Below are 20,448 nucleotides of genomic sequence, written 5' to 3'. Positions count from 1 at the left end.
ATGTACTTAAATAAGATTTGCGGGGATCATTATTTTGATCCCCGCTTTCATAAGAAAAGAAGGGAGTATCTGTTAAGATGGCGTTGGACAAGCTGAAAAAATTAATCCAATGGTATGATGAGGTATTAAGCATGCCCCATCGTTTGGAGATTGCCAGAGAACTAAGAGATGAAGATGACCTGTTTTTACTTTTATTATACTCAGAAATGATTGGGATTCCGAACCCTGTATATTATTACACGTTAGAACTGTATCCTTATATGTTAGAGAAATTTCATGATTGGCATCTAAGAATGGGGATGGACAAATCACCATTAGATGGTTTTCGTTGCTGTTAATAGAGGTTGTTCAAAAAAAAGAGGTGTAGAAATGAATGAATTAAATAAGTCGATTGTTTTCGTTGGTGGCAAAGGTGGTGTTGGGAAAACGACTACCGCAGCAGCCCTGGCATTAAACAGTGCACAAAATCAAAAAAAGACCTTACTCATCTCAACGGATCCTGCCCATAATCTTGGAGATATGTTTGACCAGGGAATCGGTGGATCCATCACCAATATAACTACGAACCTTGATGCATTAGAAATAGATGGAGAGTTGGAGACTGAGCACTATATAAAAGGCGTAAAAGAAAACTTAAAAGGTCTAGTGAAAGCGGAAATGGTAGATGAAGTAAATCGTCAAATTGACACTGCAAAAGCTTCTCCAGGTGCGGAGGAAGCGGCTCTTTTTGACAAGCTTGTATCAATCATTTTAGAGGAAAGCGACAATTATGATATGCTGATCTTTGATACAGCTCCAACTGGTCATACGATTCGCTTGTTATCCTTGCCTGAGTTAATGGGGGTATGGATGGAAGGACTTCTTGAAAAAAGGAAAAAGACGAATCAGAACTATGCACAATTGTTGCATGATGGTGAACCTGTTGAAGATCCAATTTTTGACGTATTACAGCAAAGACAAACAAAATTTAAGAGAGTAAGAGAAATTCTACTGGATACGAAAAAAACTGGATTTATTTTTGTGCTTAATCCAGAAAAGGTACCCATATTGGAAACGAAAAAAGCGATCCAATTACTTGACAATTATCACTTGCACGTCCGAACAATTATCGTAAATAAGCAGTTACCAGATCAAGTGGAGGGGCAGTTTTTCTCGAATCGTAAAGAACACGAAAAACACTATTTAGCTATGATTGAGCAAACGTTCGTGGATCAATCCATTATAAAAGTTCCGTTTTTTGATCGCGATATTACGACGATGGATCAGCTAGAAGAATTCGGGTCATTTTTACAGAAAGGGTGAGGCAGTATGCATGCTTTTGTGCTACAAGGAAAATCATTTGTATACAAAGAAGTAGAGGAGCCAGTAGTTTCGCAAAACCAAGTCAAGATTAAATTGAAGTATGCAGGTTTAAACCACCGCGACTTAAAATTGCCCAATAGAAGAAACGAAGCAGATCCTGCACTTGTGATTGGGTCTGATGGGGCAGGAATTATTGTTGAAGTTGGAGAAGGGGTTCGAGAATTTACGATTGGGGATGAAGTGATCGTAAACCCGGGTCTTGGTTGGAAAGAAAAGAGTGATGCACCACCTGAAGGTTTTGAAATTTTAGGTCTTCCAGACAATGGAACGTTCGCTGGAAAGATAGTGGTTTCGGAAGATCACGTTGAAAAAAAGCCTGCTCATCTTGATTGGAAAGAAGCAGGGGTTGTTGCATTATCAGCGTTAACAGGTTATCGTGCTATATTTTCAAAAGGACAAGTAAAAAGTGGAGATACCGTATTTATTCCGGGTGCTGGTAGTGGTGTTGCAACCTATCTCATTCAGTTCGCCAAAGCTGCAGATGCACGAGTAATTGTCACTTCAAGAAGTGAACAGAAGCGTGCAAAAGCAATCCAACTTGGGGCAGATCTAGCAATCGATACGTCAGCCGACTGGCCAGAAATTCTTCAAAATGAGCAAATTGATATCGTTATTGAAAGTGTTGGTAAAGCAACCTTTAACCGATCACTTGAGGTGTTAAAACGTGGAGGTAAATTGGTTACATTTGGTGCAACTACTGAGGATGATGTGACGATTAATATCCGCAAATTCTTTTATGGTCAGTATCAATTACTTGGGACTACGATGGGGAGTCGAGAAGAACTTCGTGACATGTTAAGATTTATTGAAACGAAAGATATCAAACCTGTTGTTGATCAAGTGTTTGATTTAAAGGATACACAGGAAGCGTTTGACTATTTACAAGCAGGGAAACAATTTGGAAAAGTAGCATTGAAAATAGGTTGAAAAGGAATATTGGTTAGGATAGATCTCCATTAGAGTTTTCATCAGGTGGAGGAGACACCCACCTGATCTCAGATGGTTTGGGAATATTTAATTTTGTAAGACAGAAGTTGCTTTATCAATTACGGATTGAAGCCTTTTGCTGTTTTTTTCAAACATTTTCTTTGCTTCTGTATTGTCTGTTTGAAGTGCAAACAATTCAAGATCTGCTTGGCATTTTTTCATTTCAGCTAATAAAAGCGGCTTTTCTTGTGGAGACGGAACCGTTAACTTGTCATCATATAAGTCAACAGTTAGCTGACCCATTGCATCTACTTGTCCTAAAAAGACATTTTCAATACTAACACCAAGCTTATCTAATTCCGTTTCCAACCATGCCACACTTCTTCCCGCTGTTGCTAATGGTTCGTTTAAAATTTCTCCATCCATCAGAACGGTTTGGGGTTCTTTTGTTGATTGTTTTACTCCTAAGTCACTAAGCGTAATGGGTTGTTTATCCTTTTTAGGAAGAACGCTCAAGCTACCATCTGTTTCAAGTACAGCAAATTCCACATCTGCTGTATTGAAAAGACTCTTTCTCCTTAATTTCTCTAGCAGTTCATCCGCTGTATATTTTTCTTTTTTTAAATTATCTTCTAATACTTTCCCATCTTTAATAAAAACTGTCCCTTTTCCTTGGGTAATATTCCGTATTGCGTGGCTTTTCATTGACAGTAAAATAACGATAAATGGAACAATGAACCAAACCGCCATTCCAATTAATCCATTTGTCATGTTTTGATTCGGGCTTATTGTAATCTCAGCAGCAATACTTCCCAGTACGATTCCGATTATATATTCAAACAAGGTTAATTCTGAAAGTTGTCGTTTTCCAAGCCACTTTAATATGGCGAACACTGTAATGAGCAGGCCTATCGCTCGTAGGATTACAAGCAGCCAATCTGGCATTGTTTCCACTCCTTTGATCAAAAGCCTTTGTATTGATCTTCTTCTCTTTCTAGGTCTTTTATTCTTGCTTTCATATCATGTTTGATCTCGCCTATTGTTCCTGCACTTTCCTCTAAAATAGCTTTTGTTTCTTTATCCTGAGTACGGATTGCTAAACTGGAAAGTCCGGCCTCAATACTTTTTATACTTGAAAGACACTGTTTTACCTGTGTTCCAATGGTCATGTTGATTACTCCTTATCCTTTTGCTTTAAATAGAATGGCACCAATCATACCAAAGATAATGGCAGCTGAAATGCCTGCGCTTGTTACTTCAAACATCCCTGTTACAACACCGATAAGTCCGTGTTTCTCTGCTTCTTCCATTGCACCGTGTACGAGGGAATTACCAAAGCTCGTAATCGGTACGGTCACACCAGCACCAGCAAAATCGATTAGTGGTTCGTAAAGACCGAGCCCATCTAACACTGCTCCTACTACAACTAAAGTACTAAGAGTATGACCTGGTGTTAATTTAAAGACGTCAAACATAATTTGACCAATAACACAAATGAGCCCGCCAACGACAAAAGCCCAAAAGAAGATCACCTTTCGTCACCTCCAGCCTCTATTGATACCGCATGGGCTATACAAGGCATTGTTTCATTTTGTTGCACGGTAATTGGAGAATGTAAGGCACCTGTTGCCACCACCAACATTTTGGAAATTTCCCCTTTTTTGAGTCGGTTTAAAAAATGCCCATATATAACGGCAGAGGAACATGCTGCACCACTTGCTCCGGCATTCACCTGTTGTTCCTCTTTGTAAATGGTTAATCCGCAATCCACATAACGGTCAGGATTTATCTTTGTTCCATGTTTTTCAAAAAGCTCAAGGGAAGCCTTTCTACCAATATGACCCAAGTCACCCGTTACAATTAAGTCATAATAGGAGGCATCTACACCTCGTTCTTTTAGGTGTGCTTCAATTGTGTCAACGGCAGCTGGTGCCATTGCTCCCCCCATATTAAATGGATCTGTTAACCCCATGTCAACAACTTTTCCTATTGTTGCCGAAGTAACTTTAGGGCCTTGTCCTATATTTGTTAATAATGCAGCTCCTGCACCAGTAACAGTCCACTGTGCTGTAGGCGGTTTTTGTCCCCCATATTCTGTAGGATAGCGAAATTGTCTTTCAACAGCTGCATTATGACTGGAAGCTCCAGTTAGGACGTATTGTGCCCCATTTCCATTTACTAAAAAAGCACCCAGAGCAAGTCCCTCCATTGAGGTCGAACATGCACCAAATAGTCCTAAGTATGGTGAACCAAGTGTGTGAGCTGCAAAGCTTGTCGGTGTGATTTGATTGATTAAATCACCGCCAAGAAAAAATTGTACATTTTCTTTTTGGATGCCCGCTTTTTCAATCGCTTTTTGACAGGCCTCTTCAAGCAAAATTTTATGCGCTTTTTCAAACGAATCCTGACCAATGTAAAGATCGGCATGTATCGTATCGAAATCATCTGGAATGTTTCCGTTTCCTTCAAAAGGGCCACCAATCGTCCCTGTGGATACGATAGTTGGTTTGTTTTCAAATAACCAAGTTCGGTGTCCAGTAAGCATTATAATCCCCCCCATTGGATCAAGATGGTTTTAATTAAAGCAACAATAAAGGCAGAAAATACACCAAATAAAATGACCGATCCAGCTAACTTAAACATGTTTCCACCTACTCCTAGCACAAAACCCTCTGTCCTATGTTCAATTGCGGCTGAAATAACGGAGTTGCCAAAGCCAGTTACAGGGACGGCGCTTCCAGCTCCTGCAAATTGCGCTATCCGATCGTACACACCAAAACCAGTTAACAACATCGTGATAAAAATTAGTGTCGCAACGGTTGGATTACCAGCTGTTTGTTCCGTGAAATTAAAGTAATAAATGTAAAAAGTAGAAAGGAGCTGACCGACAAAGCAAATAAATCCACCTACAAAAAAGGCCTTTATACAGTTTTTAAGGACAGGACGTTTTGTTTCGTTTTGTTTTTGTAATGTTTGATATTGTTGCTGTGTTGGGGTTAGTTTCTTTTTTTTCTTGTTTGCCATTATAGTCCCTCCCGTATCGTGTTTAGGCTTTGTCATTCATTTTCTTTTTAATTGACTTTATTTCTTGATTTAAATCTTTCATTTTTATCTTTTTTTGTTGTAGTTTTTTTTCTAATTCATCTAACTCAATATAAATTTTTTTATCTGTTGATACTTCATGTTGCATGTTTGGGTATTTCTTTTTCAAAGTTTCTTTAGTTTCTTTTTCGATTTTTTTAAGCTGAAGGCGATCAAACTGAGTTATTTCAAGTGCGACAAAGAGTTTTTTATCTGTGTTAACTGCCCGGACACCTGAAATACTATTTTTGTTTGCTAACAATTTTTTGGCCTCATTTGACACGGTTTGGTCAAGTGGCGTAGTTGTTTTTACCTTTGTGTAGTTAATGTCTGACCCTTCTACTGTTTCACGATTGTCATTATCTTGGTTCGAGCAGCCTCCTATGAATGTCATAAGAAAGATTAAACAAACCAAAAGGTGCAGATGTTTGATTTTCATCCTTTTATCACCCATTTCTTTAAATAAGTATAAAGAGGTTGGGTTGAGTCCAACCTCTTTGTTAACAAATTATTTATATTGTGGTTCTTCGTTTTCTATTTGGTTTATTCGGGGTTGTAATTCATTAACAAGTGTTTGGGTTTGTTGTGCTGCACTCTCATATAATTGTTTCGCCTGTTTATTTTGGGTTTGAAGTGCAAATGTTTCAAAACTTGCTTGTGCACTTTTAAGTCCAGCTAATGTTTGTTTTACTTGCGTTGCTACGGTCATCTAGTTTCCTCCTTCATTCATTTCTTACACGATATAGTGTCTTACAAAATGACGATTTTAACCTTCCTATTTATCCCTACTTATAGAAGAATAAAGAAGTTCACATGAATTAATTTTTGCAAATAAAGGTTTATTATACGGACAAGAATAAAGGATTGACCTAAAATTATAGGAGTAATCTAATTTAGAATTATGGGCATAAAGCGTATGCATGTTTCGAAAAATATGGAGCGGTATGGAAATAAATTCTGAAAATAATGAAACTTTTTCCAACTTTCAAACGTCTTACTAATATATAGAGAAGTTTTTTAAAGAGGATCTACAAGAGGATGGGAGGAGTTAGCGTGTGAAACGTTTAATAGGACTTTTGTTCATATTAATGGTTGTTATTAGTGGTACATTTTATTTAGTTATGGGTTCTAGCAAAGCGAAGTTGACGGAGCCAGTTGAAATGAACAAGGTGAATGATGATTTTATTTTGCATGTGCGTGCAGAAAGAACGGATCAAGGGTTTCAGGTCCTTCGATCACTGGAATATAAAGGAGAAGAACAAATTACCATTATGCACAGGACACCATTAATTTCTATTTCAGTTGAATATGATAAACCACGTTTCACTGGAAGTCCTGTGACACAAACTCTAGATCCTGGTGATGTATATTATCCGCAAGAACCTAGAGTCTACTCCTCTCTGGAAAAAGGAGAGTACACCTTATTTGCCAATGGTCAGTTTTATTTTAATGGTCAAATTATTAATATTAAATCAGAAGAAACGATTCAGTTTCAGTAAATTACATAAATGGAAAAAGCCGTGGTTTCACTGACCCATGGCTTTTTCTGTGAACAAAATTACTGTTCCGTTTTTACCTTCAGATTGATTGATTTCGTTTTTTTATCCATGTTTTTCCACTGTTTTAATGATTCGATAGAAGGTTCAATTAGATCTGGAATTTCAACCAACAGCGTGTTGTTATCTTTCCAAGTGGAGAAAATGATCGGCCACTTATAGTTAAGGTCTATTTCATCTGTATCCGATACGAAAGACACCACTCCCCAATCCTCAAGATTTACACCGATCAATTTATCTGTATAGACGTCATTTTCTTTATTAATCTGCCGCCGGAATTGTAATGCAAGCTTACTTTCGTCTGGGGAAACAAGTATCTTGTTCAGTTTTGCTAAATCAGCGACAAGGTAGGCGCTATCGTCATTACTTTGATCAAACAGAATGTAAGAACATTTGTCATTTTGACAGGCAAACTCCAGCAGATAGATGGTGCTTTTGTCTACAATATCCATTCTTTCTAATTTCATTCGTTTGATTTCTTCTTTGCGATTTGGAACCGCAGCTAAATATTCCTCTAAAATTGGGACCATTTCTAGGTTAATAATAATTTGCTCATCTTCTAGTGGAAACGTAATGGACATTTCCTTTTTCTGTTTTTCTTCATCTTGTTTTTCAACGAGGACTGGTTGTTCGTCCTGACCTTTAGCAGGAGAAACTTCTTTTTCAATAACGGGTTTTTCCTCCTTTGAACATGCACTAAGTAAAATAAAAAATAAAATAAAAAATAAGTACTTTTTCACATAACCATCTCCTGTGAATTTATATCCTCCAAATTATGAGCGGCGATTTTTTTGTTGTTTTTCAATATGCTTTTTAAAATGGATGTTATGAATGATTCGGATGAATGGACGAATGCTTAATTGTATACTTCCTATAACAAAAAGCCATATCCCGTAATATTGTAAGGAATCGTAAAAAAAGAAAATGCTCCCAATTAAAAACAAGATTGCGATTAAGAAGTCATTTATATTATACATGATCTCATAACGTTTTTTAAAAAATATGTCATATTTCCCAATATGCAATTGCTTCTGATCCATATTTAATCCTCCTTTTTATGTGTATTTAATACTATTCCCGAAAAGATACATTTGTTAACCATTCCCCCTTTTCTGCTGGCAGTGACTTACTGTTGTTTTTTTTGCTTTTTTTCTGTTAAAATTAAATAAAATAAGTGTTCGGTGGAAGGGATGGATTTCAGTTGGAAATTAGAAAGCCAATACCTGTAGATCAAGCTGTGAAATTAGTAATGGATTATAAAAAAACAGGTGAAATGGAAAGCATTTCAATTGATGATTGCGATGACAGAAAGCTTGCTGAAACGATAATTGCCACACATCCTATCCCACCATTTGACAAATCCCCTTATGATGGTTTTGCTATTCGTTCTTTAGATACAGCCAACGCCTCGCAACACAATCCCGTTACATTTAAGGTAACAGAGCACATTGGAGCAGGTCACCGTGCCCAAAATGCTGTCAAAGCGGGTGAAGCTGTACGGATAATGACAGGAGCAGAAATCCCATATGGTGCCGATTGTGTTGCCATGTTTGAAATTTGCCAAACGTATGAACAAGATAGCAATCACTTTATGACGATCAAGCGTACTATAAAGCCTGGACAGAATATTATTATAAAAGGTTCAGAAACGTCTCAAGGTGAAATACTTGTTGAAAAAGGAACTAGGATTAATCCAGGGGTAAAGGCCTTACTAGCGACCTTTGGATATGCGAAAGTAAAAGTTGTAAAAAAGCCTGTTATAGGTGTTATTGCAACTGGTTCAGAGCTCTTGGATATTGAGCAAGAATTAGAACCAGGAAAGATCAGAAATTCAAATGCGCCGATGATCGTTAGCCAAATTAAGCGCGCAGGCGGAGAACCTGTTTATTTTGGTAAGCTGATTGACGATTTTGAACAAAGTTTTGAAGCCATTGAGCAAGCCATCCAACATGTTGACTTTTTAGTAACAACAGGTGGTGTTTCTGTAGGAGACTTTGATTTGCTTCCTGCCATTTATGAGAAATTAGGGGCTCGTGTGTTATTTAATAAAATTGGGATGCGGCCAGGGAGTGTAACAACAGTAGCAGAATGGAATTCGAAATTATTGTTCGGCCTTTCAGGTAATCCTTCTGCTTGTTATGTTGGGTTTGAACTATTTACGCGGCCGATTATCCAAATGTTTTTGCATGATAATAAGCCTTTTACGCAAACGATTCAAGCAACGTTAGAAGAAGACTTTCCGAAACCTAACCCGTTTACAAGGTTTGTACGAGCAAAGATTAACTACAGAAACGGTAGTGTTTATGTTCGCCCAGCAGGAATAGATAAATCTGCTGTTGTTACTTCTCTTTCTAATACAAATGCATTGATGGTTCTGCCTGGGGGAACTAGAGGATTTGAAGCAGGAGCTGTTGTGGATGTTTTGCTGGTCGATTCCCTGTCCGGTCAAGAAACATTTTCCATTAGTCATAAAAAAGTTAAACGTCAGATCTAAGGAGTTTAGGTAAATGGGGAAAAAGAAAGCATTCATCAGAGACAAGTTTGATAGACCCTTAAAAGACTTGAGAATTTCTGTTATTGATAAATGTAATTTTAGATGCACTTATTGTATGCCTGCTGAGATATTTGGAGAAGGATATCGCTTTTTGAATGAGGATCAATTGTTAAGCTTTGACGAAATCATTCGGGTTGCGACTAAGTTTGCTAAGCTTGGTACAGAAAAAATTCGACTAACCGGGGGAGAGCCGCTTCTTCGGCAAAACTTAGATCAGCTTGTGAAGCAACTCCTGCAAATTGAAGGTATTGAAGACATTGCTTTAACGACAAATGGTGTTTTTTTACCAAAAAGAGCTAAAAGACTTAAAGATGCAGGCTTGAAAAGAGTAAACATTAGTCTTGACGCAATTGATGATGATGTGTTTAAACATATCAATGGTAGGGGTGTAACAGCTGCACCTGTTTTAAAAGGCATTCAAGCTGCAATCACTGCAGGGCTAGAGGTAAAAGTAAACATGGTAGTAAAAAAAGGTCTTAACGAAAGTCAGATTCTTCCAATGGCGAGACATTTTAAGGATAAAGGCGTAATCCTTCGATTTATTGAATTTATGGACGTTGGAAACCATAACGGATGGAATATGGACGCAGTCATAACGAAGAAAGACATTGTTGATCAAATAGACACTGAACTCCCGCTTGTTCCTGTCGAGCAAAACTATTTTGGTGAAGTTGCTTCAAGATATCAATACAAGGATGGAGTAGGCGAGATTGGTGTGATTTCTTCTGTAACTGATTCTTTTTGTGGAAGCTGCACAAGGGTTCGTTTGTCTGCAGACGGCAAAATATTCACTTGTCTTTTTGCTGGATCAGGTCATGATCTAAGAGTCTTACTACGGGATGGTATTACCGATGAACAATTAGAAGAAAAGTTGATAAGTATTTGGTCCAATCGAAAGGATCGCTATTCAGATGAGCGTGCAGAGGGGAAAGTCACCAAACGTGAAAAAATAGAAATGTCTTATATTGGTGGTTAATTTTTTGTTGTTGAAACGTTTACAAATAATATGACAAAAGGCCTCAAGGAGGTGCTCAGTTGAAAACATTTAAGTTGATATCCCTTGATGTATTAGAAGATAAGCAGAAGGATATTGTCCAACATAAGATCCCGTTACTGGATGGGCTCATTATAAATCGTGAAGACGATAAAAACCATTGGGTATTAGAAGCATATTTAGACAAATCGTATCTAGTCTATTTTAATGAATTTCATAATCATAATGAACCGATCATGCTTCAAGCTAAAATTACGAAAGAAAGCAATGAACCGGCAACCTTCATGTCCACTGTAATAGATGTAAATGAAATTGGTGATCATATTAATGTGTTATTTATCGGAACATTAGTAGATCGGAAGAAAAGTTTGATTGAGCATATGCTAAAAACGTTGATTGAAGAAGGCCACCAAGGTGAGAAGTTGTTGGAAGAATTTAAAGAAAGAATTTAAAGAGGATGTTCAAAAAGTCACCAAATGATAAGCTGCGCATCTCAGGCCCACACGATGTGGGTCATGCAGGCGTTGCCACAGGACGTGGCGGTCTTAGCCTGTATTCCTTAAATGGCTTGTTTTTCTGGTCCTTGGAAAAGAAACCCACTTTTCCTTCGTGCGATGTATATTCGGGGAAGCATTCCTTGTGCTCATGTAGGTTATGTCTACACTGCGCTCCTCAAAACTACGCCACCTCGACCTGCTTGCTTCTAATTCGGTGACTTTTTGAACACGCACTTAAAGAGGATGAACTCACATTTTAATTACACCAAAACGAGCTTGGAATTCCAAGCTCGTTTTGGTGTAATTAAATAAATGCTTCTAGTTGTTAGGATCAACTTGATCTTCTAAGTTAAGGGGTGATTGTTCACTGTTTAAAATTTTGAGCTGATCATTTTCATATCCAACTTCAAATGCAAACGTAGAGGTTACCTTTTGGGTCGTCTGATCAGATTGTCTAATGGTACTATCGGCATTCACCTTTACCATAAATTGTTGTTCTTCCACTAAGGTTATATCGATATTTGTAATTGTAGTAGTGACAACACGGACAAAGGACTCACGAAACTCTTGATAAGTCGTTTGACTTTGCCAATCACTGCCTAACAAAGCATACGCATTCACATAATCTCTTACTTCGAGACTACTAAAAAAATACTGGATGAGATAGGTCGCATCCTCTTTTAATTGCTCTTGATCTATTTCTTTTACTTCATTTTCAAGTGTTGCATATTCAAGTGTATCCTCGTCCGCGGTTTTTGACCATTCGGTAACTTGATCGATTATATTTTTAATTGGTATACTAAATCCAATTGTTCCTTCTTCAGCTCCTGCAGAATTTATTCCGATCACTTTTCCTGAATCACGATTGATTAATGGTCCACCACTATTACCGTTCGTAATATTAGCGGATATTTGAAACACATTAGTATATGAGAAATCATCTATTGAAAAGCTACGATTCATTCCAGAAATGATTCCGAGTGTTACTGAATTTTGAAAGCCTAATGGGCTGCCGACAGCTATGATTTCATCTCCCACATCTGTTACGATATTTTGCTCTAGTTGCATTGGACTTTGATTGGCAAGTTGTGGTACACGAATAACTGCAATGTCAGTTTCTTTTCCAATACCAACAACTGCTGCAGGATATGTGCTGGCATTTGTGGTTTTGACATATATAGCATTCGCGTCCTTTACAACGTGGGCATTGGTGATAATGTCTCCTTTTTCATTATAGAGGAATCCTGAACCAATCATGTCACTTTCTTCTCCGGCTGCTTCAATTTGGACAACCCCTTTTTGGGCCTCGTGGATAATCGTTTTTAAATCTTTATTTTCGTTATCATCCACTTTCACTTTTGTTGCTAAAGTATTTTTTACGGACAGCGAATCCTTGTTCCATTTTTCATATAGTTTAGAAACACTTAAAGCTCCGAGTAATAACAGAAAACAGGTTAGCAGGATAGGAAAAACTTTTTTTTTCTTTGTCATTTTCTCCCCCCATTGCTCTAGTCTACAAACCATTTTATTTTCGTTACTTTCACCTGAATGTTCGTGACATCTTCTTTAATGTCATAGTGGGTGAACTCAAATTCCCCGTTTTCTTCGGGATATATGGTGTTAGGGTTCACAAACACCTCATTAGAAGTAATCTCATACCCATCTTTATCTAAAATTTGGTATTGGATAGATACAGATGTAATAGGAACGGTAGCAAGACTTTTAATTTTTCCTTTCACGACAATATTTTGCTGTTTATCTTCTTCTAATGTTGTATCTTGAAGGGAAACTGCTTCGTTTTCATTCCATTTTTCTTCTTCTTCAGCTGCATTTATTGCTTGTTCAATTCTGTGTTGCTGAGCTGTCTCAAATGCTGTTTTTTCTTTTTCAATTGTTGTTTTAAGACTGACTAACTTGTCGGATTCTGGAGCATATTTTAAGCCTTCTTTTACAGTGGCCTTTGCATCGGAAAATTGCTTATTATTTAGTAGTTCACTAGCACGAGAAAATGTATAAGCAATGATTCTGTCTCTTATTTCGGTTGCAATTCGAGTTGCTTCTTCTAGTTTAATAGCTTGGGCCTGCCACAATAATGTTTTCAATTCTTCAATGGTTGGATCATTATTCATTTCAACAGTAAGCTGTTGCAACTTGATCGAATTTCTTTGCTCCGATATCGATTTGATGAGTTCATTGACTACCTCACCATTATAATTCTGAAGCTTGTTTTCAGCGCTATCGATAAGTTCCAATGCTTCGTTGAAAGAGTTTTCCTTTGATTGTTCCTGCGCATCATTAAGTAAGTTGGTAACTTTTTTAGCAATACCCATAAACACTTGATTTGTTTCTGCTGCTGGGAAATTCGGCTTGTAGGATAGTGCTTCTGTAAATGCAGAGCTTGCTTTGTCATAACTGCCATCTAATGCTAATTGTTCTCCTTCTAAGTATAGTTCCTTGGCTTGAGTTGTTTTGTAGTTTAAAAATAAATAAAAACTCCCTATAATGGCCAAAATAAAAAAGACAGAGATGAAAGGGAGATACCAGAACCGATTTGGTGCAGGTTTTTCCATACGAGTATACATGTCTGAAGGCAATTTCTTGCCACATTGAATACAAAACTGTTCATCATCTTTAATTATGCTACCACAATATGGGCAATAGAACATAATTGCTCACCCACTTCCGTCAAAAAAATACGCACTGCTAATAGTTTACCATATATTTTTCTTTATTTGATATTCATTTCTTGGTAGTATAAAAGTGGAAACAATAGATCTTATCATCTTTAGTCAATTTTAAACTAATGTCCTAAAGAAATTCAAAGGAGGGGTTCTAAGTGTTGGAGATTATCATGTTTGTTGTTGGATTGGGTATCATTCTATTGAATATTGGTTATTGCATTTTTGACAGAGGTTAATATTCGTGACAGTGATTTAAAAGGAAAAACATTATCCAAAAATCGGAAAATGAGATATTTCTTATATTTTGATCCGACGAAAATCTTTCATAAAGTACATAAAAGGGGGTGCAAAATATTATTCTTTTGATCCCCTTTTATGTAGTGTGCGTCAATAAGTCGATTGTCAGGACTTATTTTGTTCTATCCCATTCATCAATCGGGTAGATGATAAATTCTGTACGGCCAACAATTTCATCTTTATAAATAAAGCCTAATCCATTTCGACTATCCCTACTTATACCACGATTATCTCCCATTACAAAATAACTGTTAGGTGGAACAGTGATCGGGCCAAAATTTCCTGTCCTCATTATAGCTTGTTTTTCAAGAAAGGATTGCGTATACTTTTCCCCGTTTATATATAAAGCACCGTCTTTGACAGAGATCGTTTCTTCAGGTAATGCAATGACACGCTTTACGTAATTTTTGTTTGGGCGTTGAATGATTACAATATCACCCCGATTAGGTTCATCGACAAGATAAACAAATTTATTAAATAGTATACGCTCTCCATCTTCTAAAGTTGGATACATGCTTTCCCCTAGAACAATCGAGGTAGAAAATAGGAAAGTTCTTAAGATAAATGCAAGAATTATAGCAATGAAAATGGCTTTTAGCCAATCTATCCATTCGCTATTCGTATGACTTGACATGATTGTACTTCCTTTCTGTATCGACACAAGATGGATTATTATGTTTGACTGGTTATGTATTGGCTTTAGCTAACTGTTTTAATATGCTAGTAATACGCTGTCGAAATTCGTTATCAGAATCCAACTTTAACCCCCCAATAGATATTTTACCAGCTTGTCTGATCCAAACTAGGTTCACTGCAGTGTGAAAATCCTCATCCTTAAGTGAAAACCGTAACATATAAGTCGTCCATTTTTCGATTGGCGAGTCTAGGGGGCATGTGATTTTAGCCCCGCTTAAGCTTAGGTCAAGTAGATATACGTCAAAAACAGCATCCCTTTCTTCTGTTATGTCTTCTAGGGTGCCTTGTACTGGTTCGGGAAAGGAATAACGATAGGGCTCATTACGTTTGTAGTACATAGAATTTAATGCTCCTTTTTACATATGTAATTTAAAGATACCATTTAATGAAATAAAATGATAGAAAAAAACAGGTGAAAAAAGAGTGGGGCAACCGAGTTAATTGTCGGTATTTGTCGCCAAAACAGCCCTTTAGTGCTAATGGTTCGATATTTTTTTGAAAAGTTTGTCTAATTTTGCGAATCTCTTTACAACTTTTGTTCACTCTGTCATACTCATTAGCGTTTGTGAAATATATAAAAGAAGGGTAATGGGGAGTATGCAGAAAGAATTAGAATTAATGGAGAAAAAGGAGTATGTACTCCAAAGAAAAATTTCTGAAAAAAGAAAAGAAATGGTTAAGACGGCAAATTTATACGGGTTATCCGATGTGAAGACTGTTCAAGAAAGCCAAGAACTAGACTTATTGATTAATAAGTACTTTTTATATAAAAACAATAGCATGTAATTTGTACTTAATTTGTTAAAAGGTTGAAGAAAATATTCTATTATATAAAGTTCTAATATGGTAGAATATAAAAAATTGGCTGTCTATGAGAGGGGGTAACCCGGTATTAAGGTGTGTAATCTAGAACAGCTTTTGGAGAGAATTGAACATTTGAGAAATAAAATGACCGAGGTTGCCTTAAAAAAAGGATTTACGAGTGAAGATTCGATTAAAATTAGTCAAGAATTGGACAGGCTCTTAAATGTATATGAGTCGTATAAAAACAATAACAAAAATTAGTTCATTAAATCCTTTGTATAAAGGATTTTTTTATCTTTAAATGGTTTTAGGGTTTTAGACCCCCACCTCTAAGCGAAGCGTAGGTGAGAATTTCCAATTAGGTGGAGTCGAGACTCCATCTGATTCCCCCGATGTTTCAGCTTGCTGAAACGAGTTCGCTTAGTGATAAGTAAAGAGATGGCATTGCCATCTCTGCTATCGTTCATTATTTCTTTTGTATAAAATTTTCAAGCCGATCCAATCCTTTCTCTAATGTTTCTCTGTCATATGCGTAGGAAAGTCGCATGTAGCCTTGTCCATGTTTCGAAAAGGCATCTCCAGGCACTAATGCAAGCTTGGCTTCTTCTAACAGCTTTATTCCTAGTTCAAAAGAGGACATAGTGCCTAACGCAAGTTTTGGGAAAAAGTAAAATGCACCGTCTGGTTTGGTTACTTCCAATCCCATTTTTGTTAAACGATCATAAACATAATCACGTCGGCTTCGATATTCATTACGCATGTATATGGCGTCGTTTTTCCCGTTGGTCAAAGCTTCCAATGCAGCATACTGACTGATAGACGTTGCGCAAGACACATTATATTGGTGAACCTTCAATATATGTTCACTAAGCCACCTCGGTGCAAGTAAAAACCCGATACGCCAACCTGTCATTGCATGTGATTTTGATAATCCATTAATTACAATCGTTTTATCTTTTATTTCTTCAAACCGAGCAATCGAGTAGTGTTTCCCCTCATAATTGAGTTCGCTATAAATCTCATCAGAAAGAATGAAAATGTTTCTTTGTTTTAATTCCTCTACCAATTCTGAAAGCTCTTTTTTTGTATACGAGACACCAGTTGGATTAGAAGGATAGGGTAAAATGAGACACTTTGTTTTGGGTGAAATGTGCTGCCTTAACAATTCTTTCGTTAATTTAAATCCACTTGTTGTTGTATCTACAAACACTGTTTTGGCACCCGTCAGTGTAATGAGGGGCTCATAACCTGGGTAAATCGGGCCAGGTAGGATCACCTCATCTCCTTCTGTCAGGATTGTTCTAAGCGTGATATCAATAGCCTGAGAAGCACCGACAGTAACAATCACCTCGTCTTCGGAACGATAAGTTAGGTTGTATTTTTCCTCCATATACATCGCAACAGCCTGACGCAGTGGCGTTATTCCAGCATTATGTGTATAGGTTGTATAATTCATATTGATCGCATGCTTTGCAGCTTGTTTTATGTGTTCAGGGGTTGGGAAGTCTGGTTGCCCAATCGTTAATGAAATGATGTCTTTCTTGTTTGATACTAGGTTAAAAAACTGTCGGATACCCGATATTTCGATATTGGTTACTTGGTGATTTAGATTTTTTTTCAAAATAGATCCTCCTGTGTGCAAATGTTAACAAAATGTTCAAACAATTTCGATTAGTGCGCTGATCTTTTGGGTATAATATAAATAGAAACAAGAAAAACTACTACTAGACTAAGGAGTGTGTCACAATTGAGACCACGTCGGTTAACTTTCCAGGAATTGGTTGATCAAAATAAACAAGAGCTTTTAAGAGATCAACAAGCAATGACTGAAATTGAGAAACAAATGGAGTTAAAACAACAAAAAAAGAATGAAGCGACAAAAAAAATCGTGTAAAAAGATCATACCATAGATGATTTAAACAAGACAAAAAGATACTCCTTTTACTACTGTAAAAGGAGTATCTTTTTGTCTTAAGCATTGTGTACTAATTTTATCGATGCCTGTGTTATACTTATCCATAAATTGTATTTGTGTAGGAAGATTATTTTTCAGTTTTAGGATGATTTTTAATTTTTCGGTGTGAGAAGGAAGTGTCAATGTGATAGAAAAAACAGGGTTAATTTTGGAAGGAGGAGGAATGAGAGGCGCTTATACTGCAGGGGTCCTTGATTTCTTTCTTGACAACAATATCACTTTTCCTTATGTAGTTGGTTCTTCAGCTGGTGCCTGCGTTGGTAGTTCCTATGTTGCGAAACAGCGTGAGAGAAACTATAAGATAATCGTTGAGTATGGAGACCATCCTGAATATATTTCATTCACACGTGCCATTCGTAAAAGGGAATTATTTGGAATGGATTTCTTGTTTGACATATTGCCAAACAGTTTGGTTCCGTTTGATTATGCTAGTTTCTCAGAAAGTAACACTAAATTTGTTGTTGGCACAACAGATATTTACAGTGGCCAATCCGTTTATTATCATCATTTTTCGAGCAAGGAGGAGCTATTAAGAGTCATTCGAGCCTCGAGTTCTTTGCCTTTCTTAGCACCAAGTATTCATTATAAAGGGAAAAATCTAATGGACGGAGGAATTGCAGATCCTATTGCGATCCAGCCGTCAATTGAAGCGGGAAACAAAAAACATGTTGTAGTGTTAACGAGAAACGAAGGGTACATAAAGAAACGTGCAAAGTTTAATTGGGTAGTAAAGAATGCCTATAAAAAACACCCTGGTTTAAAGAAAGCAATTTCAAAAAGACATCAATTATACAATCATACAATGACAAAATTAGAGGCGATGGAAAAGGTAGGAGAGGCCTTTCTAATACGACCGAAAGAACCACTACTGGTTAGCAGAGTAGAAAAAAATAAACAAAAGCTTCACGCCCTTTATGAACAAGGCTATTTCGAAGCTAAACAACAAAAGGAAAATATCCAAGCATTTTTGGAAGGTGAATCCTCGCAATTGCTATAGAAGTACATAGTAAGAGGGGTAATCCGCATATTTAGGTATTTTAGTACTATAATGGGATGCAATTTTTGATTTTCGTCTTATATTATCCATTTTCCCGCATTTCTGCATAGTCGATCGCCTTATCCTTTTGTTTCGCTTGTACAAGATAAACTGCAGAAAGGATTAACACCATTCCAATTGCCTGAAAAAGCCCAAAGGACTCTTGAAAAACGAAAACTCCGATGATGGATGCGACCACTGGCTCAACTGTTGTTAAAATGGATGCTCTTGATGCTTCAACAAAATGTAAGCCATTTGTGTAGATGAGGTAGGCGATCGCTGTAGGAAATAGACCAAGACCGAATGCATAAAAAAGCACCATTGGATCCATTATACTCGTTCCTTTATCTCCAAACGAAAAAAATGGAGTCAAAAAGATACTTGAGACAATAAAAGTATGTACTGTCACACTATTACTAGAATATTTCTTTAACGCATATTTGCTAAATACACTATATAAAGCATATCCTAAACCAGATCCAAGTCCAATTAAAATCGTGCTAACTCCTAGTGATTGTTCGGAAACTGGGAAAAGTCCAACAATGAATGACGTACCAACAAGTGTTGCGATTAACGCAATTACTTTATTTTTGGTAAATGATTCACCAAATAAAAAATAAGAAAAAATAGAAACGAATGCTGGTGCAGTATATAGTAAGGCAGTTGCAACTGGCACAGTAGATAATTGAATGGCAGTGAATAAACAAAAATTAAAAAAGACGATACTAATAATCCCAGTACCTAGAAAATATCGGATGTCCTTGATAGATTTTAGCTTTAAGGTGTTAGGAGATGTAATAGAATAAAATAATACTAAAACAATAGCAGTTGTCCAAACCCTTAATGTAACAACTTCCATTGGTGTAAATCCAAGAGCATAAAGGTGCTTAACGAACCAACTAATCGTTCCCCAAAGACTTGCTCCAATTAAAATAAAAATATAGGCACGTTTCAATGCATGTTCATCCCTTCTAACGGTTGTACAATATAACATTGTTTTCAGTCATAAATGTATAAATCTAATTTAGAGTGAGCATCCTGTTTGAAAGCAGGGGGTGATCGGGTGGCTCAATTGTTTTCATTTGGAGAAATAAGCAATCTGAATTGGGCAAATACAAAATCACAGTTATTGCCATTAGGGATCACGGATCAGCAATTGTACTTTATTATAGGTTTAATCGGAATTTTTTGTTGCTATTATGTACTAAGACCTGTTTTAAGATGGCTAATTGCATTAAATATGAATAGACTACTAACCTATATTGTTGCAGGGGTTGGGATGTTATTTCTTCTTATCTTGTATAAGTTATATCAAGAAACAAGCCAACCATATAATCTGCAACTAAAGGATCTTGCTAGTGGAATACTTGGTATTACTTTTTTTGGTGGTATTTTATTTGTCATCGAACTAGTTCAAAGTATTTTCAGATTGGCCAAAGGGAAAAATTCGAATGTACAACGTTAACCACAATCCCAATACACATTGGGATTGTTAAATTTGAACTATTTTCTGAAACCGTTTTTGTTATTGGGCCAGTCCATTTTTCCTAAAGAAGAAGGTGTATAATAAGAAGCAAATCTTCTATGTTTCGATGAGGGATTACTTTTTTCTTCTTTCCAATCTAGGTAATGATAAAGCACTTTTTTTGCATAGGAAAGAGACATCTTTGTTTTCGGATTACGATAGTGTTGATCTATTTTCCCTAAGTGCTGAACTGTTTTGAAGTCTTCCTTAGATGGTGGAATATGGAAGAAGTAATCTTCTATCTGGATCAGAAGTGTAGAATGCTGATGACTAAGCTTAGGTTGCTCTGTAAAATGGAGGCCTATTTTTTTTGCTCTATTTTCTTTTAATAGTTTATAAATGGTTTCTTTTTTTAATGTATACAATGCCTTTGGATTTGGGGCGGTCTTTGCATGCCGATTAACTGTAAATATGGCCATTGCCAAATCGTGAGTTGTGTAGGGTTTCACCGTTTTCCTCCTTT

Annotated in this window: 28 protein-coding genes; 12 read left to right on the top strand and 16 right to left on the bottom strand. The window is 36.8% G+C overall.

Going from position 1 to position 20,448, the window contains the following annotated elements; genetic code table 11:
- The first annotated feature begins 77 nt into the window (after positions 1-77).
- The 3 genes from NC797_RS04645 to NC797_RS04635 are packed head-to-tail and all read left to right on the top strand — an operon-like array spanning position 78 to position 2,289.
- Positions 78-338 (top strand): cory-CC-star protein, encoded by a 261-nt coding sequence (locus tag NC797_RS04645; protein ID WP_272435551.1) that lies wholly within the window; start codon positions 78-80, stop codon positions 336-338.
- Positions 339-369: 31 nt separating this feature from the next.
- The gene (locus NC797_RS04640; RefSeq protein ID WP_272435550.1) at positions 370-1,302 is read left to right on the top strand and encodes an ArsA family ATPase; all 933 of its coding nucleotides are present in this window, start codon (positions 370-372) and stop codon (positions 1,300-1,302) included.
- A 6-nt stretch (positions 1,303-1,308) separates the two neighbouring features.
- A complete protein-coding gene (locus tag NC797_RS04635) occupies positions 1,309-2,289 on the top strand; it encodes a zinc-binding dehydrogenase (RefSeq protein ID WP_272435549.1) in 981 nt (326 codons plus the stop codon).
- 87 nt (positions 2,290-2,376) lie between these two features.
- On the opposite strand, the gene NC797_RS04630 is transcribed toward NC797_RS04635, so the two are convergent.
- From NC797_RS04630 to NC797_RS04600, 7 genes are all read right to left on the bottom strand, one after another.
- A complete protein-coding gene (locus tag NC797_RS04630; protein WP_272435548.1) occupies positions 2,377-3,243 on the bottom strand; it encodes a DUF421 domain-containing protein in 867 nt (288 codons plus the stop codon).
- An 8-nt stretch (positions 3,244-3,251) separates the two neighbouring features.
- Complete coding sequence (locus NC797_RS04625; protein WP_272435547.1) at positions 3,252-3,458, bottom strand: DUF1657 domain-containing protein; 207 nt, start codon at positions 3,456-3,458, stop codon at positions 3,252-3,254.
- Positions 3,459-3,470: 12 nt separating this feature from the next.
- Positions 3,471-3,821, bottom strand: a complete 351-nt coding sequence (gene spoVAE / locus NC797_RS04620; protein ID WP_272435546.1) for a stage V sporulation protein AE — start codon at positions 3,819-3,821, stop codon at positions 3,471-3,473.
- On the bottom strand, positions 3,818-4,834 hold the full coding sequence (spoVAD, locus tag NC797_RS04615) for a stage V sporulation protein AD (protein WP_272435545.1): 1,017 nt from the start codon (positions 4,832-4,834) through the stop codon (positions 3,818-3,820). Before spoVAD ends, spoVAE begins: the two co-directional genes overlap by 4 nt.
- A complete protein-coding gene (gene spoVAC / locus NC797_RS04610; protein WP_272435543.1) occupies positions 4,834-5,313 on the bottom strand; it encodes a stage V sporulation protein AC in 480 nt (159 codons plus the stop codon). The genes spoVAD and spoVAC overlap by 1 nt, the downstream gene beginning before the upstream one ends.
- Before the next feature lie 22 nt (positions 5,314-5,335).
- Positions 5,336-5,809 carry a hypothetical protein gene (locus NC797_RS04605; protein ID WP_272435541.1) on the bottom strand — a complete coding sequence of 158 codons (474 nt, stop codon included), beginning with the start codon at positions 5,807-5,809 and terminating at the stop codon, positions 5,336-5,338.
- A gap of 69 nt (positions 5,810-5,878) precedes the next feature.
- The gene (locus NC797_RS04600; RefSeq protein ID WP_272435540.1) at positions 5,879-6,079 is read right to left on the bottom strand and encodes a DUF1657 domain-containing protein; all 201 of its coding nucleotides are present in this window, start codon (positions 6,077-6,079) and stop codon (positions 5,879-5,881) included.
- A gap of 346 nt (positions 6,080-6,425) precedes the next feature.
- On the opposite strand from NC797_RS04600, the gene NC797_RS04595 reads away from it, so the two are divergent.
- On the top strand, positions 6,426-6,869 hold the full coding sequence (locus NC797_RS04595) for a hypothetical protein (protein ID WP_272435539.1): 444 nt from the start codon (positions 6,426-6,428) through the stop codon (positions 6,867-6,869).
- A 59-nt stretch (positions 6,870-6,928) separates the two neighbouring features.
- Here NC797_RS04595 and NC797_RS04590 read toward each other — a convergent pair whose 3' ends face one another.
- The gene (locus tag NC797_RS04590) at positions 6,929-7,666 is read right to left on the bottom strand and encodes a hypothetical protein (protein WP_272435538.1); all 738 of its coding nucleotides are present in this window, start codon (positions 7,664-7,666) and stop codon (positions 6,929-6,931) included.
- A gap of 33 nt (positions 7,667-7,699) precedes the next feature.
- Positions 7,700-7,966, bottom strand: coding sequence for a YrhK family protein (locus tag NC797_RS04585; protein WP_272435537.1), 267 nt, complete (start codon positions 7,964-7,966; stop codon positions 7,700-7,702).
- A 161-nt stretch (positions 7,967-8,127) separates the two neighbouring features.
- On the opposite strand from NC797_RS04585, the gene NC797_RS04580 reads away from it, so the two are divergent.
- The 3 genes from NC797_RS04580 to NC797_RS04570 are packed head-to-tail and all read left to right on the top strand — an operon-like array spanning position 8,128 to position 10,926.
- Positions 8,128-9,420 carry a molybdopterin molybdotransferase MoeA gene (locus NC797_RS04580; protein ID WP_272435536.1) on the top strand — a complete coding sequence of 431 codons (1,293 nt, stop codon included), beginning with the start codon at positions 8,128-8,130 and terminating at the stop codon, positions 9,418-9,420.
- Between the two features lie 13 nt (positions 9,421-9,433).
- On the top strand, positions 9,434-10,456 hold the full coding sequence (gene moaA / locus NC797_RS04575) for a GTP 3',8-cyclase MoaA (protein ID WP_272435535.1): 1,023 nt from the start codon (positions 9,434-9,436) through the stop codon (positions 10,454-10,456).
- Positions 10,457-10,515: 59 nt separating this feature from the next.
- The gene (locus NC797_RS04570; RefSeq protein WP_272435534.1) at positions 10,516-10,926 is read left to right on the top strand and encodes a YwpF-like family protein; all 411 of its coding nucleotides are present in this window, start codon (positions 10,516-10,518) and stop codon (positions 10,924-10,926) included.
- A 363-nt stretch (positions 10,927-11,289) separates the two neighbouring features.
- Here the strand turns inward: NC797_RS04570 and NC797_RS04565 are convergent, their stop codons facing one another.
- The 4 genes from NC797_RS04565 to NC797_RS04550 form a co-directional block, all read right to left on the bottom strand.
- Entirely contained in the window at positions 11,290-12,462 is a 1,173-nt protein-coding gene (locus NC797_RS04565; RefSeq protein WP_272435533.1) for a S1C family serine protease, read from the bottom strand.
- A 17-nt stretch (positions 12,463-12,479) separates the two neighbouring features.
- Positions 12,480-13,637 (bottom strand): zinc ribbon domain-containing protein, encoded by a 1,158-nt coding sequence (locus NC797_RS04560; protein WP_272435531.1) that lies wholly within the window; start codon positions 13,635-13,637, stop codon positions 12,480-12,482.
- A gap of 424 nt (positions 13,638-14,061) precedes the next feature.
- The gene (gene lepB / locus NC797_RS04555; protein WP_272435530.1) at positions 14,062-14,583 is read right to left on the bottom strand and encodes a signal peptidase I; all 522 of its coding nucleotides are present in this window, start codon (positions 14,581-14,583) and stop codon (positions 14,062-14,064) included.
- A gap of 52 nt (positions 14,584-14,635) precedes the next feature.
- Positions 14,636-14,983, bottom strand: coding sequence for a PilZ domain-containing protein (locus NC797_RS04550; protein WP_272435529.1), 348 nt, complete (start codon positions 14,981-14,983; stop codon positions 14,636-14,638).
- A 259-nt stretch (positions 14,984-15,242) separates the two neighbouring features.
- On the opposite strand from NC797_RS04550, the gene NC797_RS04545 reads away from it, so the two are divergent.
- A complete protein-coding gene (locus NC797_RS04545; protein WP_272435528.1) occupies positions 15,243-15,431 on the top strand; it encodes an aspartyl-phosphate phosphatase Spo0E family protein in 189 nt (62 codons plus the stop codon).
- A 111-nt stretch (positions 15,432-15,542) separates the two neighbouring features.
- On the top strand, positions 15,543-15,710 hold the full coding sequence (locus tag NC797_RS04540; RefSeq protein ID WP_272435527.1) for an aspartyl-phosphate phosphatase Spo0E family protein: 168 nt from the start codon (positions 15,543-15,545) through the stop codon (positions 15,708-15,710).
- Positions 15,711-15,915: 205 nt separating this feature from the next.
- Here NC797_RS04540 and NC797_RS04535 read toward each other — a convergent pair whose 3' ends face one another.
- Positions 15,916-17,070, bottom strand: a complete 1,155-nt coding sequence (locus NC797_RS04535; RefSeq protein ID WP_272435526.1) for an aminotransferase A — start codon at positions 17,068-17,070, stop codon at positions 15,916-15,918.
- A 126-nt stretch (positions 17,071-17,196) separates the two neighbouring features.
- Here NC797_RS04535 and NC797_RS04530 point away from each other — a divergent pair, with 126 nt between their 5' ends.
- Together NC797_RS04530 and NC797_RS04525 are read left to right on the top strand one after the other, a co-directional pair.
- The gene (locus NC797_RS04530; protein WP_272435525.1) at positions 17,197-17,343 is read left to right on the top strand and encodes an FbpB family small basic protein; all 147 of its coding nucleotides are present in this window, start codon (positions 17,197-17,199) and stop codon (positions 17,341-17,343) included.
- 205 nt (positions 17,344-17,548) lie between these two features.
- Positions 17,549-18,421: a patatin-like phospholipase family protein gene (locus NC797_RS04525; protein WP_334313181.1), complete on the top strand. Its 873-nt coding sequence runs from the start codon at positions 17,549-17,551 to the stop codon at positions 18,419-18,421.
- A gap of 82 nt (positions 18,422-18,503) precedes the next feature.
- Here NC797_RS04525 and NC797_RS04520 read toward each other — a convergent pair whose 3' ends face one another.
- Positions 18,504-19,415: a DMT family transporter gene (locus tag NC797_RS04520; RefSeq protein ID WP_272435524.1), complete on the bottom strand. Its 912-nt coding sequence runs from the start codon at positions 19,413-19,415 to the stop codon at positions 18,504-18,506.
- Positions 19,416-19,523: 108 nt separating this feature from the next.
- Between NC797_RS04520 and NC797_RS04515 the strand changes: the two genes are divergently transcribed.
- Positions 19,524-19,925 carry a hypothetical protein gene (locus NC797_RS04515; RefSeq protein ID WP_272435523.1) on the top strand — a complete coding sequence of 134 codons (402 nt, stop codon included), beginning with the start codon at positions 19,524-19,526 and terminating at the stop codon, positions 19,923-19,925.
- Positions 19,926-19,963: 38 nt separating this feature from the next.
- On the opposite strand, the gene NC797_RS04510 is transcribed toward NC797_RS04515, so the two are convergent.
- Positions 19,964-20,434, bottom strand: coding sequence for a YkyB family protein (locus NC797_RS04510; protein ID WP_272435522.1), 471 nt, complete (start codon positions 20,432-20,434; stop codon positions 19,964-19,966).
- Positions 20,435-20,448 lie beyond the last annotated feature (14 nt).

It is taken from the genome of Terrihalobacillus insolitus, assembly GCF_028416575.1.
GTDB lineage: Bacteria > Bacillota > Bacilli > Bacillales > Amphibacillaceae > Terrihalobacillus > Terrihalobacillus insolitus.
The sequence above is the reverse complement of the archived record's forward strand: the minus strand, read 5'-3'. Positions and strand labels throughout refer to the sequence as shown.